The following is a 16321-nucleotide window of genomic DNA, read 5'->3' on the forward strand; positions in this document are numbered from 1 at the left end:
ACCGCCTTGATTCCCGCCATCCAGCACCGCATCGACCGTTTCCGTCAACAGCAGCGAGTGCGCGCGGGTTCACTGATCATGTCGGTCTTCGGCGATGCCGTCCTGCCGCGCGGCGGCCGGATCTGGCTGGGCAGCCTGATCCACCTGCTCGAGCCCCTGGGCCTGAACGAGCGCCTGGTGCGCACCTCGGTGTTCCGCCTCGGCAAGGAGAAATGGCTGCGTGCCGATACCCACGGGCGCCGGGCCGAATACGTGCTGACCGATTCGGGGCGCCTGCGCTTCGAGGAAGCCTCGCGCCACATCTATTCATCCCACGCACCGATCTGGGATCGCCGCTGGCGCCTGATCCTGGTAGTCGGCGAACTCGATGCCCGGCAGCGCGACCGCCTGCGCCAGGCCCTGCTGTGGCAGGGCTTCGGCAGCCTCGGAAGCGATTGCTTCGTGCACCCGTCGACGCACCTGGAGGCCGTCTACGATGCCCTCGAGGCCGACGGCCTGGGCGACATGCTGGGCAGCCTGCTGCCCCTGCTGGCGGCCGATGCTCGCATCACCCTGACGGCATCCGACGCCGACCTCGTCGCCCGTGCCTGGAACCTGGAACGCCTGGCCGAGTCCTATGCCGCCTTCGTGGCCGACTACCTGCCGATCCTGGCCGAATTGCGGCGCGACCGCCGGACCCGCCTGGAACCCGAGGAGGCCTTCCTGACGCGGGTGCTGATGATCCATGATTACCGCCGCCTGCTGCTGCGCGATCCCGAATTGCCGGAAGTGCTGCTGCCGGCAGACTGGCCGGGGCAGTCCGCGCGCATGGTGTGCCGCGAACTGTACCGCCGCCTGGCCGAGCCGTCCGAATGGCACCTGGACGCCCATATGCGGCTGGCCGACGGCACGGTGCCGGCGCGCCTGGAAGACGGCTTCGAGCGGTTTCCCTCCGACGATCCGCTGGTCTCGATCTCGCTCTGATTCCCGGGCAGCCGCCTCTGCATCCGGCCGGCCACACGGCCTGGCAGCCTGTTTCAGGCCGTGATGATACAAATTTCAAGAAAAAAACCTTTTTTGCGTATTGTGTGGACAGGCCTGGATCCAGAGGGTGATCCGATGAATGGATGAGTTGGACCCGGGATTCAATTGATGGTTTTCCCGAATGGCTGTGGGTTATTCATCAGATCCTCTTGATCATCCTGCGCTTGTCCTCTATGTTTTCTCCGATACCAAATATGATGATTAAAAAATCGATTTGTAATATATCGGGATCGTAGGCCCTCCGCCATGCGCGGAACGGCATCGCGTCCCGGCAAGGAGACAAGCCGTGCATGCGGAGTTCCTGCAGTTCCTGTTTTCGGGCCTGACCGTCGGGGCGACTTATGCCCTGGCCGCCCTGGGCTTCAACCTGATCTACAACGCCAGCCACGTGATCAATTTCGCCCAGGGCGAATTCATCATGCTGGGCGGCATGCTGGCCGTGTTCTTCACCCAGGCGGGCCTGCACTGGGCGCCCGCCTTCGCGCTGGCGGTGCTGCTGCCGGCGCTGGTAGGGGTGCTGCTCGAAAAATGCGCCATCGAGCCGGTCAAGGACGCGGACACGGTCACCCTGATCATCATCACCATCGGCGCTTCGCTGGTGCTGCGCGGCCTGATCCAGGTCTGGCTGGGCAAGGGCGCCCACAGCCTGCCGCCGTTTTCCGATCACGCACCCTTTTCGCTTCTGGGCGCGACGCTGCAGCCGCAGAGCTTCTGGGTGTTCGGGGTGACGGCGGTCGTGGTGGCGCTGCTGTGGTATTTCTTCAGCCGCACGCTGGCGGGCAAGGCCATGCTGGCCACGGCCTACAACCGGGTCGCCGCGCAACTGGTGGGCGTCAGCACGGGCTGGGTCCTGCTCATGAGCTTCGCCCTGGCCGCCGCGCTCGGCGCACTCGGCGGCATCCTCATCACGCCGATCACGCTGACGTCCTACGATGTGGGCATCATGCTGGGCCTGAAGGGCTTCGTGGCCGCGGTGGTGGGCGGCCTGGGCAGCGGCCTGGGCGCGGTGGTCGGCGGCCTGCTGGTCGGCGTGCTGGAAGCCATGGGCGCGGGCTACGTCTCCTCGGCGTACAAGGACGCCATCCCCTTCGTCCTGATCCTGCTGATCCTGTTCTTCATGCCGCGCGGCCTGTTCGGGGGCCTCTCGACGGAGCGGGTATGAGCATGCGCGGACGTTCCTTCGCCGGCCTGGGCATCCTGGCCCTGGCCCTGGCCGTGGCGCCCTTCCTGGTGCCCAACAGCTATTACCTGGACCTCGTCATCCGCATGTGCATCAATGCGGTGATCGTCCTCAGCCTGAACCTGCTGATCGGCTACGCAGGCCAGATCAGCCTGGGCCACGCAGGCTTCGTGGGCCTGGGCGCCTACGCCTCGGCAGTGCTGCCCGCCCATTTCGGCTGGCATCCGCTGCTGGCGCTGGTGGCCGGAGCCGCCGGCACGGGGCTGCTGGCGCTGCTGGTGGCGCGGCCGATCCTGCGCCTCAAGGGACACTACCTGGCCATGGCGACGCTGGGGCTGGGCATCATCATCAACATCGTCATCCGCAACGAGGCCGCCTGGACCGGCGGGCCCGACGGCATGCCGGTGCAGTCGATGGAACTGTTCGGCCACGAACTGATGCGCGACACGCAGTGGTACTGGGTGGTGGCCGTCATCCTGCTGCTGAGCGTGTGGGGCGCGCTCAACCTGATCGACTCGCCGTTCGGCCGCGCCTTGCGGGGCCTGCATGGTTCCGAGATCGCCTCCCAGGTCGTGGGGGTGGACGTGCCGCGCTACAAGACCGCCGTTTTCGTGCTGTCGGCCGTCGTCGCCAGCATCATGGGCAGCGTCCTGGCGCATTACGTCGGTTTCGTGACGCCCGAGGTGGCCAACTTCTTCCATTCGATCGAACTGGTCACCATGGTCGTGGTGGGCGGCATGGCATCGGTCTTCGGCTCGGTGCTGGGAGCCGTGCTGCTGACGGCGCTGCCGCAGGCGCTGGCAACCTTCGAAGGCTGGGAAGTCGTGGTCTTCGGCGCCATCCTGATGCTGTGCATGATCTTCCTGCCGCGCGGCCTGGTGCCCACCCTGGCGGCGCGCCTGCGCCTGGAGGACTGACGCCATGGCCCTGCTCGAAGTCGACCGCATTTCCATCCAGTTCGGCAATGTCCGGGCCGTCCAGGACGTCAGTTTTTCCGTGGACGAAGGCATCGTGTATTCCGTCATCGGCCCCAATGGCGCCGGCAAGACGACCCTGTTCAACCTGATCACCGGGATCTACCGGCCCACGGCGGGTGCCGTGCGCCTGGACGGGCGGGAAATCCAGGGACGCACCCCCTACGAACTGGCCCGCCGGGGCATGGCGCGCACCTTCCAGAACCTGCAGGTCTGGATGAACATGAGCGCCCTCGAGAACGTCATGGTCGGCGCCCACCTGCACCTGGACGGCAGCCTGTTCAAGGCCTTGCTGCGCACGCCCGCCCTGAGACGCCGCGACCGGGCGCTGCGCGAGGAATCGGCCGGCCTGATGGAATTCGTGGGCCTGGGGGCCTATGTCCGGTCGCGTGCCGACAGCATGCCCTACGGGGCGCTCAAGCGCCTGGAGATCGCCCGGGCCCTGGCCATGAAGCCGCGCCTGCTGTTCCTGGACGAACCGGCCGCCGGGCTCAACCCAAAGGAAACCCAGGAAGTCGACGCCCTGGTGCGCCGGATCGCCGAGACCGGCATCACCGTCGTCCTGGTCGAACACGACATGAAGATGGTCATGAACCTGTCCGACCGGATCCTGGTGCTGGATTACGGCAAGCGGCTGGCCGAAGGCTCGGGGCCTGAAGTCCGCGGCAATCCGGACGTGATCGCGGCCTACCTGGGCGGCCACGCCTGATCGGGGACATCATGCACGCACTGGACATCATTCAGGAAGAACACCGCAATCTCTGGCGCATCGCCACCACCATCGACTGGGTGGCCGGCGAACTGGAGGCGGGCGAGCCGGTCGAGGAAGGCTTCTTCCATGCCTTGTTCGACTACATCCAGGAATTCATGGATGGCTGCCATCACGCCAAAGAGGATCAGTACCTGTTCCTGGCGCTACGCCGGCGCGCCCCGGAGGCCGCCGCCTCCATCCTGGACACCCTGGAGGCCGAGCATCGCCAGGGGCCCGAAAACCTGCGCACTCTGCGCCGTTTCCTGGGACAGGGTGGGCGCCTGTCGGACCAGCCCGGGTTCATCGAGGGCCTGCGCCGCTACGCCGACCAGCTCAAGCGGCATATCCGGACCGAGGAAAAAGAAGCCTTTCCCCTGGCGCGCCAGGTGCTTCAGCCCGAAGACTGGGCCGGCATCGCGGCCGCTTTTTCCGATCACCGGGATCCGCTGTTCGGCGAGCAGGCCCGCGCCGAATATCGCGAACTCTACCACCGCATCGTATCGCTTGCCCCTGAAACGGTCGGCCTGGGCGGCAGCCAGGCGGGGGGCTTCGGCCACCTGGCGGCCGCCGCGCGCGAGCCGCTGCTCGAAGTCCGCGACCTCGAGTCCTGTTACGGGCGCATCCAGGCGCTCAAGGGCATCAGCCTGGATGTCTTCAAGGGCGAGCTCGTGGCCCTGGTCGGAGCCAACGGGGCGGGCAAGACCACGTTCCTGCGCACGCTGTCCGGCATCCAGCCCATGAGCGCCGGCCGCATCCGCTTCGCGGGGCAGGATCTGTCCCGGGTGCGGGCCGACCGGCGGGTGCGGGCCGGCATCTGCCACAGCCCGGAGGGCCGCCAGGTCTTCGGCCCCCTGTCGATCGAGGACAACCTGCGCCTTGGCGCCTACCTGCGGCCCGCCGTCCAGGTGGAAGAAGACCTGGAGCGCGTCTACGCGATGTTCCCCGTGCTGCGTGAAAAGCGTCGCTTGCCCGCGGGGACGCTGTCGGGCGGGCAGCAGCAGATGCTGGCCATCAGCCGCGCCCTGATGGGGCGGCCGCGCCTGCTGCTGCTCGACGAGCCGTCCATGGGCCTGGCGCCCCTGCTGGTCGAGGAAGTCTTCAACGTCATCCGCACGCTCAAGGCCCAGGGCATCACCATCCTGCTGGTCGAGCAGAACGCCTTCGCCGCGCTGGGCATCGCCGATCGCGCCTACGTCCTGGAAACCGGCCGCATCGTGCTGTCGGGCACCGGCCAGGACATGATCCGCAACGAACAGGTGCGTGCTGCGTACCTGGGCATGTGAAACACCGGGAGCCATCCATCATGAGCAAGCAATTCGCATCCGTAGCCGACCTGGAAGAAAAGAAAACCACCTTTGCCCGTCTGTCCGAGCACTGCTGGTCCTATACCGCCGAAGGCGATCCCAACACCGGCGTCGTCATCGGCGACGAGGCCGTCCTGATCTGTGACACGCTCGCCACGCCCGTGATGGCAAGGCGGCTGATCGCGGAAATCCGCAAGATCACCGACAAGCCCATCAAGTACGCCGTGCTGTCGCACTACCATGCCGTGCGGGTGCTGGGCGCTTCCGCCTACCGCGACGAGGGCCTGCAGGAAGTCATCGCCAGCCAGGGCACCTACGAGATGATCGTGGAACGCGGCGCGCAGGACATGCAATCCGAATACGAGCGTTTTCCGCGCCTGTTCCAGTCCTTCGAGTCGATCCCGGGCCTGACCTGGCCGACGCTGGTCTTTCGCGAAGGCATCAGCCTGTGGATGGGCGGCGACCTGGAAGTTCGCGTCTTCCACCCCGGCTCGGGCCACACCCGGGGCGATACCGTGGTGTGGGTGCCGTCCGAAAAAGTCCTGTTCTCCGGCGACCTGGTCGAATACGACGCCGCCTGCTACACCGGCGATGCACAGCTGGCGGATTGGCCGGCCACCCTGGATGCGCTGGCCGCGCTGGGAGCCGAGAAGCTGGTCCCGGGCCGCGGTCCGGCGCTGGTGACGCCCGAACAGGTTGCCGCGGGCCTGGCCTACACGCGCGACTTCGTCACCACGCTGTACTCGTCCGCCTGCGAGGCACATGCCCGGGGCATGGATCTCAAGCAGGCCATGGCCCACATCCGCCGCGCCATGGATCCGAAGTTCGCCCAGGTCTTCATCTACGAACACTGCCTGCCGTTCGACGTGGTCAGGGCCATGGACGAGGCCAGCGGCATCCGCCATCCGCGCATCTGGACGGCCGAGCGCGACCGGGAAATGTGGCACGGCCTGCAGGCGGAAAACTGATCGCGGGACCGGCCCCGCGGCCTTGTGGCCGCGGCCCGCACCGGTCCGCAGGAGACATACATGCTCAGTACCTATCAGTACCAGAAGTTCGAATACCGTCCGCCGCGCGAACTGGGATCGGGCACGCCCGTGCGCCATCCGGTGGTGGTCGTGGGCGCCGGCCCGGTCGGTCTGGCCGCCGCCATCGATCTGGCCCAGCAGAACGTACCCGTGCTGCTGCTCGATGACGACGATACCGTCTCCGTCGGTTCGCGCGGGGTCTGCTACGCCAAGCGCGCCCTGGAAGTGCTGGACCGCCTGGGGGTTGGCCAACCCTGCGTGGACAAGGGCGTCAGCTGGAACGTGGGGCGGACGTTCTTTCGCAGCGAAGAGGTCTACAGCTTCAACCTGCTGCCTCAGCCCGATCACCATCGGCCGGGCATGATCAATCTGCAGCAGTACTACCTGGAAGAATTCATGGTGAAGCGGGCCCAGGCCCTGCCGTCGCTGGACCTGCGGTTCCGCAACAAGGTCGTGTCCGTGCGCGTGGGAGACGATGGCGTCGCGCTGCAGGTCGAGACGCCGGACGGCACCTATCCGGTGGAGGCCGACTGGCTCATCGTGGCCGATGGCGCGCGCAGTTCCATCCGCCGCATGATGGGGCTGGAAGCCGAAGGCAAGATCTTCATGGACCGCTTCCTGATCGCCGACGTGGTGATGAAGGCCGATTTCCCCGCCGAGCGCTGGTTCTGGTTCGATCCGCCTTTCCACCCGGGCCAGTCGGTTCTGCTGCACCACCAGGCCGACAATGTCTGGCGCATCGATTTCCAGCTCGGCTGGGACGCCGACCCCGAGGAAGAAAAGCGCCCCGAGCGGGTCATTCCGCGCATCAGGGCCATGCTGGGCGAAGAGCACGAATTCGAGCTTGAATGGGTCAGCGTCTACACGTTCCAGTGCCGGCGCATGGGCAAGTTCCGCCATGGCCGCGCCCTGTTCGTCGGCGATGCGGCCCACCAGGTGTCGCCCTTCGGTGCGCGCGGCGCCAATTCGGGCATCCAGGACACGGACAATCTGATCTGGAAGCTGCGGCTGGTGATGGAAGGCCGTGCGCCCGACCGCCTGCTGGACACGTATTCCGATGAGCGGACTTACGCCGCCGACGAGAATCTGCTGAATTCCACGCGGTCCACGGATTTCATCACGCCCAAGACGAAGACTTCACTCGCCTTCCGCAACGCGGTGCTGGGGCTGGCGCGCCACTATCCCTTTGCGCGGGCGTTGGTGAATTCGGGCCGCCTGTCGGTTCCGGCGATTCTGGCCGATTCCCCCCTGAACACGCCCGACGAGGCCGCCTTCGCCGGGGACATGGTGCCCGGCTCGGCTTGCGACGACAGCCCCATGCGGGCCCAGGTGGATCATTTCTGGCTGCTGGAGCGGCTGGGCAACCGGTTCCAGCTGCTGGTCTATGTGGACAAGCCGGGCGATGTCGCGCAGGCCGATGCCCTGCAGGCGCTGATGTCCGGCCCGTTGCCGGTGGACGTCATCCTCGTGACCCCGGCTGGCGGCCGCTCGCCGCACGGTTTCCGGGTCTTCGAGGATTACACCGGCCGCTTCGCCGAACGCTACGACGCCCGGCCGGGGTCGGCCTGGCTGATCCGTCCGGACCAGCATGTCGCGGCCCGCTGGCGCGTCGTGGACGCCAAGCGGGTCCGGCAGGCGCTGGCCCGCGCAACCTGCAATCCGGAATGAATGCCATGGGACTGAACCTGAACCTGAATTTCGGCGAACCCGGCCGCCGCTATGCGCGCGCCTACACTCCCGGCGACGATTTCTACGAGGCGCTGATCGAGATGCACCGGGATCTCAGCGATGAACAGAGCGTGCAGGCCAATGCCCGCCTGATCCTGTTGCTGGCCAATCATATCGGCGACCTGTCGGTCCTGCGAGAGGCCATGGCAATCGCACGCCAGGACCTGTGATGCGACGTGCCCGGCGGGCCATCCGCCGGGCACGTGTGCCCGCGCCGTCAGGCGCGCGATGGCAGCATGCGGCGCAGGGTGTCGTCCCGGCTGATGTAATGGTGCTTCAGCGCAGCCAGGGCATGCAGGCCGATCAGGGCATAGCCGATGTTGGCGATCAGCTTGTGCGTGTCGATCAGCGTGCGGCCCAGGGCCTTGTCCACGCCGGTCAGGGCGGGCAGTGCCATGCCCCAGGCCTTGACCGTGCCGCCGAAGGAGTTGATGCCGAACCAGGCCAGCAGGGGCAGGGCGATCAGCATTGCATACAGGGCCGCGTGCATCAGGCGGGCGACGGTCTGTTCCCAGGCGGCGGGCGCCGGCGTGATGGCCGGCGTGTGCTGGAACGGGCGTGTCGCCAGACGGATCGCGGTCAGCGCCAGGATGGTCAGGCCGCACGAGGCATGCAGCATCTTCATGAAGGCGCGTTCCGGGCTGTCCTTGGGGAACAGGCCCTTGAATTCCATCATGGAATAGACCACGACGATCAGAAGCAGGGTGAGCCAGTGCAGGCTGATGGACAGGCGGCTGTAGCGGGCAGGGGCTGACATGGGATCGAATCGGGAAGACGGTTTGCAACGGCGCCATGATCGCCTGCACGGCATGAACCGGAGATGAACGCAGCCTGCGGCCCCCCCGCACCGGCGCGGTGCCGGGCGGCCCGGACCGCAGGGGATCAGGCGCGCATCCAGCCCTTGCGGATCGGCCAGGCGAAGACCAGGCGGTAGGCGGGTTCGATGCAGCGTCTCAGGGACGGAATCAGCGAGCCGCGCAGCGGCAGGCCGATCGCCGCGGCGGCCAGGCCGGTGAGCAGGGCGCCGGCCATGTCCAGCGGGAAGTGGATGCCCATGTAGATGCGCGCCCAGGCGATCGGCAGCGCGGCCAGGGCCAGCAGCCCGGCGGCCTTCCGGCGGACCGGATGCAGGGCCAGCCCGGCGCAGATCGCCCAGGCGAAGCTCAGGTGGTTGCTCGGGAACGAAGCGGTCGGTGCGTGGGGGATGTACTGGTGGCCCAGGCCGATGACGAAGGGGCGCGGGTGGAACCAGACCTGGGCGATCGACCAGGACAGCAGCATGGCGATGGCCGCGCTGACGGCCGCCTGCAGCAGGGCTTCGCGTCCGGCTGCATCGGCGCGCAGCCAGCTCAGCACCAGGTACAGGGGAAACAGGTAGATCAGGCCGTTGGACAGGAAGCGGCCCAGCAGCAGGGCCGCCGCCGAGGGGGTGCTGGCATTGATCCAGAGGAAAAGGGTGTGGTTCAGAGCTTCCATGCGGAACGGATGGGCGGCGTGTCGGGGAATGCAGCATAGCATCGGCCCGTTCCGGATGGCGTATTCAAATGAAATACACCCCGAGGGACGGATGCCCGGCCTTCGGGGTGTGGTTCGGATCAGTGATCCCCGGAGGCGGGGCGGGTACCGGCGACGAAAACGGATTGCCGGTCGGAATTGCCCAGGGTCAGGTGGTTGAACAACAGGTTCAGGGTGATGGCCATGATGGCGGCCGAGCTGATGCCGGAGTGGAAGATCGTTGCGACCCAGGCCGGGAAGTGGGCATAGAAATGGGGCGCCGCGATGGGGATCATGCCGAAACCGACGGAAGTCGCCACGATGATCAGGTTCATGTTGTTTTCGTAGTCGACCCGGGCCAGGGTGCGGATGCCGCTGGCGGCCACGGTGCCGAACAGCACCAGGCCGGCGCCGCCCAGCACGGCCGTGGGCACGGCGGCGATGAAGCGGCCGATCACCGGCAGCAGCCCCAGCCCCAGCAGGATCAGGCCGCTGGTGGCGACCACGTAGCGGCTCTTGACGCCGGTGACGGCGACCAGGCCCACGTTCTGGGCGAAGGCGCTTTGCGTGAAGGAGCCGAAGACGGGCGCCACCACGCTGGAAATCATGTCGGCGCGCAGCCCGTCGCCCAGACGGTGCGAATCGATCCGGGTGTCGATGATGTCGCCCACCGCCAGGATGTCGGCGGACGTCTCCACCAGGACCACCAGGATGACGATGAACATCGACACGATCGCGGCGGGATGGAACTCGGGCCAGCCAAAATGGAACAGGGTCGGCAGGGCGAAGGACGGGCCGTCGAGGGCCCGCGAAAAATCGGTCATGCCGGCGCCCCAGGCGATGACCGTGCCCAGCGCCATGGCCAGCAGGATCGACAGGCGCGAGACGGCTGCGCTGCCGAGCTTGCTGAGCAGCAGCACGATGGACAGGGTGGCGGCGGCCAGGCCGATGTTGGCCATGCTGCCGTAGTCGGCCGCCTTGGGATTGCCGCCCATGGACCAGTTCGCGGCCACCGGCATCAGCGACAGGCCGATGGTGGTGATGACCGATCCGGTCACCAGTGGTGGAAAGAAGCGGATGATGCGCGAAAACACCGGGGTGATCAGCAGGCCGAGCAGGGCGGCGGCCATGACGGCGCCGAAGACGGACGGCAGGCCGCCGCCGGCCGTCAGGATGGCGACGATGGTGGCCACGCTGGCAAAGGACACGCCCTGGACCAGGGGCAGCTGGCAGCCGAAGAACGGAATGCCCAGCGTCTGCAGCAGGGTCGCCAGGCCGCCCATGAACAGGCAGGATGCGATCAGTACGCCGATTTCGGTGCCGTCCAGCCCGGCGGCCTGGCCCACGATCAGCGGCACGGCGATGATGCCGCCGTACATGGTCAGGACGTGCTGGAACCCGTACATGAGGTTGGCCGGCAATCCCAGGGCTTCGTCTTCGGGGCGCGGCGGCGCGGTGCGGGCGGGTGTGTTCAAGGCAGTCTCCATCCTCGTCGTTCGTCGTGGGCCGGACGCGGCGCGTGCCGGGAGGGCGGGCGGTGCCGGCGATGCGGCCTTCCGGCGCGGCCGGGGCCGCGTTCGGACATCGGGGCCGATGGCCTTATTGTGAACCCCGGGCCTGGTTTCGGGATCGCTGCCCCATCATATTGTCCATCCCCATGTATTTATTCGAATTCATGTCCATTGGTGTTTTCTCTAACGCATGTGGAATGACCTTTTACGGCGGCGAAAATAGGGTGTCTGCACAGGATATTCCTTTAGAATCCCTGCTTTAACGTGCGAGCGGGGCCAGGATGGATGAAGGGCGGGCGGTGTCGGCCGAATGGCGGTCTCAGGAAACCGGCATGCCGGATTTCTTCGAGGCCACGCCCATGGCCTTGTGGCTCGAGGACTACAGCGCCTTGCATGCCCAGTTCGAACGCTGGCGCGCGGAAGGCGTCACCGACCTGCGGGCCTGGCTGCTGCAGGACCGCGACCGGTTGCGGCATTGCGCCGGCCTGATCCGGATCCTGCGCGTCAATCGCCAGGCCTTGTCCCTGTTCGGCGCACGCTCGCAGCCCGAACTGATGGACCGGCTGGCCGAGGTATTGCGCGACGACACGTTCGAGGGGCTGGCCGCGGAACTCAACCAGCTCTGGCTCGGCCAGGGGGGCTTCCAGAGCCAGACCGTGAACTACGCACTGGATGGCCGCCGCCTGGACCTGTCGCTGAAGGCCGTGGTGCTGGCCGACGAGCAGCGACCCTGGGACCGGGTCCTGGTCGCCATGGAAGACGTCACCCCGCTGCAGGAAGCCCGCCGCCGGGCCCAGGCCAGCGAGCGCGATGCCCGCGAATTCTTCCAGCAGGCGCCGGTTTCCCTGTGGGTCGAGGATTTCAGCGCCATCAAGCGCCTGTTCGACGAACTGCGCGGCCAGGACATCAGCGATTTCCGTACATTCCTGGATGTGCATCCCGACTTCATCGACCGCTGCCTCCAGGAAGTCCGCATCATCGACGTCAATGACTACACCCTGACGCTGTTCAAGGCGGAATCCCGGGACCAGCTGATCGAGCGGATGAACGACGTCTTCCGCGAGGAATCCCGCGCCTCCTTCGCCGAACAGCTGATCGACTTGTGGCATGACCGGCTCTTTCACCAGAGAGAAGTCCAGAATCACACCCTGGAAGGCGATCTCCTGCACATACACCTGCAGCTGTCGGTCTTCCAGGGGCACGAGGACGACTGGGGCCTGGTGCTGGTCTCGCTGACCGACATCACGGCCCGCAAGAAAGCCGAAGCCTACCTGGAATACCTGGGCAAGCACGATGTGCTGACCCAGCTGAAGAACCGCTCCTATTTCGTCGACGAACTGGGCCGCCTGCAGCGCAAGCGGGCGCCGCTGGTGTCATTCATTGCGCTGGACCTGAACAATCTGAAGCAGGCCAACGACGAGGGCGGCCACGCGGTGGGCGACGATCTGCTGCGCCGTTTCGGCGAGGTCCTGAACAAGGCGATCGATCGCCCGGGCCAGGCCGCCCGCATCGGCGGCGACGAGTTCGTGGTGATACTGCCCGGCTACGACGAGACGGCGAGCCGCAAGGTGCTGGACAACATCCATTCGCTGATCGAGCTGAACAACCAGTACTACGGCGGCATTCCGCTGAGCGTTTCGGCCGGCGAGGCCACCTGCCGCGACCCCGCCGCCCTGGAGCAGGCCCTGAAGGACGCCGACCACGCGCTGTATGAAGACAAGCGCCGCTACTACAGCACGCACGAGCGGCGCCAGGGATCGGCCGGGCGCGCCGAAAGCTGATCAGGCGGCGCGCGGCAGCGGGCTGACCGTGACCAGCCCGGGCTGGTCGATGGCTTCCAGGATGCGGCGCACGCGGTCTTGCCAGAGCTGGGCGAAATCCCGCTTTTCCGTTTCGTCGGCGTGGCCGGACAGGATCTTCTGCAGCATCGGCATGGCCGCCGGCGAGCCCGGTACGCCCTGGGCACTGAAGGACACCGCCACCTGATCGCCGGTGTCCCGGCGCGTGAAGACGATTTCTCCGGGGATGTCGCCCCCGAAATGCAGCAGGTTGCGCCGGTCGTGCTGGCCGGCCAGCCCCTTGAAGCCCGTATCGACGGTGGCGCCGGTGACCAGGCTGACCACATTGGCGATGACGCCGGTGACGCCGTTGGTGGCGTCGTCCGCGAAGGTGACGTCGATGTCGCCGCGTTGCGGCGCGGCGTCGGGATACAGGGCGCGCAGCGCGCGCACCGTCATCAGCCAGGCGCCGGCCACCGTGGGGCAGGAATGGCCGGCCAGACGCACGGCGTCTTCGTAGCCGTACTCGATCAGGCCGTCGTCGGATGCGCCCAGCAGCTGGGCGAGCGGATCGTGCAGCGCGATGCGCGGGGCCTGGGCGAAGAATTCGGGAAATGCCATGAAATGCGCTCCGGAGGAACAGGAATCGTTCCAGTGTAGGCCCGGGCGCCGGGAAAACCGCGCTTAACCCTGGGCTGCGTCCGGTCGTTGGCCATGTGCGCCGGCAGCCTTGCGTCCGTGCCCGGCGCGAAGGATGGCCGCCGGTGCCAGGGGGTGTAAGATGGACCGGATCAGCGGCCCCGTGGCGGAGGTCCCCCGGCGGCCCGTGTTCGAACCGACAGGAGGACATGTCATGGCACACCCCAACAGCTTCGGCGCGCTCGCAACACTGGATGTGGGGGGCAAGTCCTACCGCATCTGGCGTCTGGATGCGCTGAAGGACCACGGACTCGACCCGAGCCGCCTGCCCTACGGCCTGAAGATCCTGCTGGAGAACCTGCTGCGCACCGAAGACGGCGTGGCCGTTCGCGCCGACGAGATCCGCGCCCTGGCGGGCTGGGATCCCGACGCCGAGCCCAGCCGCGAGATCGCCTTCACGCCGGCCCGGGTCGTGCTGCAGGATTTCACCGGCGTGCCCGCCCTGGTCGACCTGGCCGCCATGCGCGATGCCATGCGCGCGCTGGGGGGGCAGCCGGACCGCATCAATCCCCTGGCCCCCGTGGAACTCGTCATCGACCACTCGGTGATCGTCGATGATTTCGGCCACAACCAGTCTTTCCGCCGCAACCAGGAAATCGAATACCGCCGCAACGTCGAGCGCTACAAGTTCCTGCGCTGGGGCCAGACGGCCTTCGACAATTTCCGCGTCGTGCCGCCGGACACCGGCATCGTCCACCAGGTCAACCTGGAACACCTGGCGCGTGGCGTGTTCACGCGCCAGGTCGATGGCGTCACCGAAGCCTATCCCGACACCTGTGTGGGCACGGACTCGCACACGCCCATGGTCAACGGCCTGGGGGTGGTGGCCTGGGGGGTCGGCGGGATCGAGGCCGAGGCCGCCATGCTGGGCCAGCCCATCTCGATGCTGATTCCGCGCGTGGTCGGGTTCAAGCTTTCCGGCGCGCTGCCGGAAGGCACCACCGCCACCGACCTGGTGCTGACCATCACCGACATGCTGCGCAAGCACGGCGTGGTGGGCAAGTTCGTCGAATTCTACGGCCCCGGCGTGGCCGCGGTGCCGCTGGCCAACCGCGCCACCATCGGCAACATGAGCCCGGAATACGGCTCCACCATCTCCATCTTCCCCATCGACGACGAGACGCTGGAATACCTGCGCTTCACCGGCCGTTCCGCCGAGCAGGTCGCCCTGGTCGAAGCCTACGCCAAGGCCCAGGGCCTGTGGCACGATCCCGCGCATGAACCGCAGTATTCCGAGCGCCTGGAGCTGGACCTGGGCACGGTGGTGCCCTCGATCGCCGGCCCCAAGCGGCCGCAGGACCGGATCGCGCTCACCGACGCCAAGCCCGCGCTGGCCAGGTCCCTGGCCGCGTTGCCCGGCGCGCCGAAGCCCAACCCGGCGACCGTGCGGCTGCCCGATGCGGGCGAGTTCCGGATCGACCACGGCGCCGTGGTCATCGCTGCCATCACTTCGTGCACCAACACCAGCAACCCCGCCGTCATGATGGCGGCCGGCTTGCTGGCCAAGAAGGCGGTGGAACGCGGGCTGCGCCGCAAGCCCTGGGTCAAGACCAGCCTGGCGCCCGGTTCCCGCGTGGTCACGGACTACTACGAGAAGGCCGGGCTGACGACCTACCTGGACCAGTTGGGCTTCAACCTGGTCGGCTACGGCTGCACCACCTGCATCGGCAATTCGGGCCCCCTGATTCCCGAGGTTTCCGAAGCCGTGCGCGCCAACGACCTGGCGGTCGTCTCGGTGCTGTCGGGCAACCGCAACTTCGAGGGCCGCATCCATTCAGAGGTCAAGCTCAACTATCTCATGTCCCCGCCGCTGGTGGTGGCCTATGCGCTGGCCGGCACCATGGACATCGACCTGCTCAATGATCCGCTGGGGCAGGATCCCGAGGGGCGTGCCGTGCGGCTGCGCGACCTCTGGCCCACCACCGAAGAAGTCCAGGCGGCGATCCGTTCCTGCATTTCTTCCGAGATGTACACGCGCAGCTATGCCAGCGTGTTCGACGGTGGCGAGCTCTGGCGCGACCTGGATACCCCCGAAGGCAGCCTGTTCCATTGGGAAGAGGATTCCACCTACGTGCGCAATCCGCCTTATTTCCAGGGCATGCCCCGCCAGCCCCGGCCGGTGGGCGATATCCGCGGCGCGCGGGTGCTGGCGATGCTGGGCGACTCGGTCACCACCGACCATATCAGCCCGGCCGGTTCGATCGGCAAGGACACGCCCGCAGGGCAGTACCTGAGCGCGCACGGGGTCGAGCCCCAGGACTTCAATTCGCTGGGGTCGCGGCGCGGCAACCACGAAGTGATGATCCGCGGCACGTTCGCCAACGTGCGCCTGCGCAACCAGATCGCCCCCGGCACCGAGGGCGGCTGGACGCGCGATTTCACCCGCGACGGTGCGCCCGTCTGCACGATCTTCGAGGCCTCGCAGAACTACCTGGCCGCGGGAACGCCGCTGGTGATCCTGGCCGGCAAGGAATACGGTTCAGGCTCCTCGCGCGACTGGGCGGCCAAGGGTACGGTGCTGCTGGGCGTGCGCGCGGTGATCGCCGAATCCTACGAGCGCATCCACCGTTCCAACCTGATCGGCATGGGCGTGCTGCCGCTGCAGTTCCCGGCGGGCCAGAACGCGGGCACCCTGGGCATCCGGGGCGAGGAAACATTCGAAATCCTCGGGGTGGAGGCCTTCAACGGCGGCGCCACGCCCAAGACCGTGCGCGTCCGGGCGGGCGATATCGAGTTCGACGCGCTTGTGCGCATCGACACCCCGACCGAGGCCGCCTACTACCGCCACGGCGGCATCCTGCAGTATGCCCTGAGGCAACTGCTGGAGTGATGCGGGCGGTTATCATGGGCG

The 16321-nt window shown here is 67.1% G+C and carries 14 protein-coding genes and 1 pseudogene; 11 read left to right on the plus strand and 4 right to left on the minus strand.

From position 1 onward, the window contains the following. Positions 1-6 precede the first annotated feature (6 nt). The 9 genes and pseudogenes from paaX (at position 7) to ABD022_RS11150 (ending at position 8158) form a co-directional block, all read left to right on the plus strand. Entirely contained in the window at positions 7-963 is a 957-nt protein-coding gene (gene paaX, locus ABD022_RS11110) for a phenylacetic acid degradation operon negative regulatory protein PaaX (RefSeq protein ID WP_325124425.1), read from the plus strand. Between the two features lie 346 nt (positions 964-1309). Then, positions 1310-2185, plus strand: coding sequence for a branched-chain amino acid ABC transporter permease (locus ABD022_RS11115; RefSeq protein ID WP_325124424.1), 876 nt, complete (start codon positions 1310-1312; stop codon positions 2183-2185). Positions 2186-2187: 2 nt separating this feature from the next. Then, on the plus strand, positions 2188-3120 hold the full coding sequence (locus tag ABD022_RS11120; RefSeq protein WP_325124423.1) for a branched-chain amino acid ABC transporter permease: 933 nt from the start codon (positions 2188-2190) through the stop codon (positions 3118-3120). A 4-nt stretch (positions 3121-3124) separates the two neighbouring features. After that, complete coding sequence (locus ABD022_RS11125) at positions 3125-3886, plus strand: ABC transporter ATP-binding protein (protein WP_325124422.1); 762 nt, start codon at positions 3125-3127, stop codon at positions 3884-3886. 11 nt (positions 3887-3897) lie between these two features. Further along, a pseudogene (locus tag ABD022_RS11130) lies at positions 3898-4296 on the plus strand (hemerythrin domain-containing protein); the annotation flags it as partial. Positions 4297-4509: 213 nt separating this feature from the next. Further along, on the plus strand, positions 4510-5211 hold the full coding sequence (locus tag ABD022_RS11135; RefSeq protein ID WP_325124516.1) for an ABC transporter ATP-binding protein: 702 nt from the start codon (positions 4510-4512) through the stop codon (positions 5209-5211). A gap of 20 nt (positions 5212-5231) precedes the next feature. Continuing rightward, positions 5232-6200, plus strand: coding sequence for an MBL fold metallo-hydrolase (locus ABD022_RS11140; RefSeq protein WP_325124421.1), 969 nt, complete (start codon positions 5232-5234; stop codon positions 6198-6200). Between the two features lie 60 nt (positions 6201-6260). After that, entirely contained in the window at positions 6261-7928 is a 1668-nt protein-coding gene (locus tag ABD022_RS11145; RefSeq protein WP_343821347.1) for an FAD-dependent oxidoreductase, read from the plus strand. 5 nt (positions 7929-7933) lie between these two features. Then, positions 7934-8158 carry a DUF2783 domain-containing protein gene (locus ABD022_RS11150; protein WP_414647408.1) on the plus strand — a complete coding sequence of 75 codons (225 nt, stop codon included), beginning with the start codon at positions 7934-7936 and terminating at the stop codon, positions 8156-8158. A gap of 47 nt (positions 8159-8205) precedes the next feature. Here the strand turns inward: ABD022_RS11150 and ABD022_RS11155 are convergent, their stop codons facing one another. The 3 genes from ABD022_RS11155 to ABD022_RS11165 all read right to left on the minus strand — a co-directional run bounded on the left by ABD022_RS11155 (position 8206) and on the right by ABD022_RS11165 (position 10957). Continuing rightward, positions 8206-8745 (minus strand): cytochrome b, encoded by a 540-nt coding sequence (locus ABD022_RS11155; protein WP_325124418.1) that lies wholly within the window; start codon positions 8743-8745, stop codon positions 8206-8208. Positions 8746-8870: 125 nt separating this feature from the next. Beyond that, positions 8871-9464 (minus strand): phosphatase PAP2 family protein, encoded by a 594-nt coding sequence (locus ABD022_RS11160; protein ID WP_343821349.1) that lies wholly within the window; start codon positions 9462-9464, stop codon positions 8871-8873. 119 nt (positions 9465-9583) lie between these two features. Continuing rightward, a complete protein-coding gene (locus tag ABD022_RS11165) occupies positions 9584-10957 on the minus strand; it encodes a nucleobase:cation symporter-2 family protein (protein ID WP_425545222.1) in 1374 nt (457 codons plus the stop codon). Positions 10958-11325: 368 nt separating this feature from the next. Here ABD022_RS11165 and ABD022_RS11170 point away from each other — a divergent pair, with 368 nt between their 5' ends. Further along, positions 11326-12774 carry a sensor domain-containing diguanylate cyclase gene (locus tag ABD022_RS11170; protein ID WP_343821353.1) on the plus strand — a complete coding sequence of 483 codons (1449 nt, stop codon included), beginning with the start codon at positions 11326-11328 and terminating at the stop codon, positions 12772-12774. Here the strand turns inward: ABD022_RS11170 and ABD022_RS11175 are convergent, their stop codons facing one another. Beyond that, the gene (locus tag ABD022_RS11175) at positions 12775-13392 is read right to left on the minus strand and encodes an FmdE family protein (protein ID WP_325124414.1); all 618 of its coding nucleotides are present in this window, start codon (positions 13390-13392) and stop codon (positions 12775-12777) included. It lies immediately after the preceding gene. 232 nt (positions 13393-13624) lie between these two features. Between ABD022_RS11175 and acnA the strand changes: the two genes are divergently transcribed. Beyond that, a complete protein-coding gene (acnA, locus tag ABD022_RS11180; RefSeq protein ID WP_325124413.1) occupies positions 13625-16300 on the plus strand; it encodes an aconitate hydratase AcnA in 2676 nt (891 codons plus the stop codon). Positions 16301-16321: the final 21 nt, after the last annotated feature.

This window comes from Castellaniella daejeonensis (assembly GCF_039523555.1).
In the GTDB taxonomy this organism is placed as follows: Bacteria; Pseudomonadota; Gammaproteobacteria; order Burkholderiales; family Burkholderiaceae_B; genus Castellaniella; species Castellaniella daejeonensis.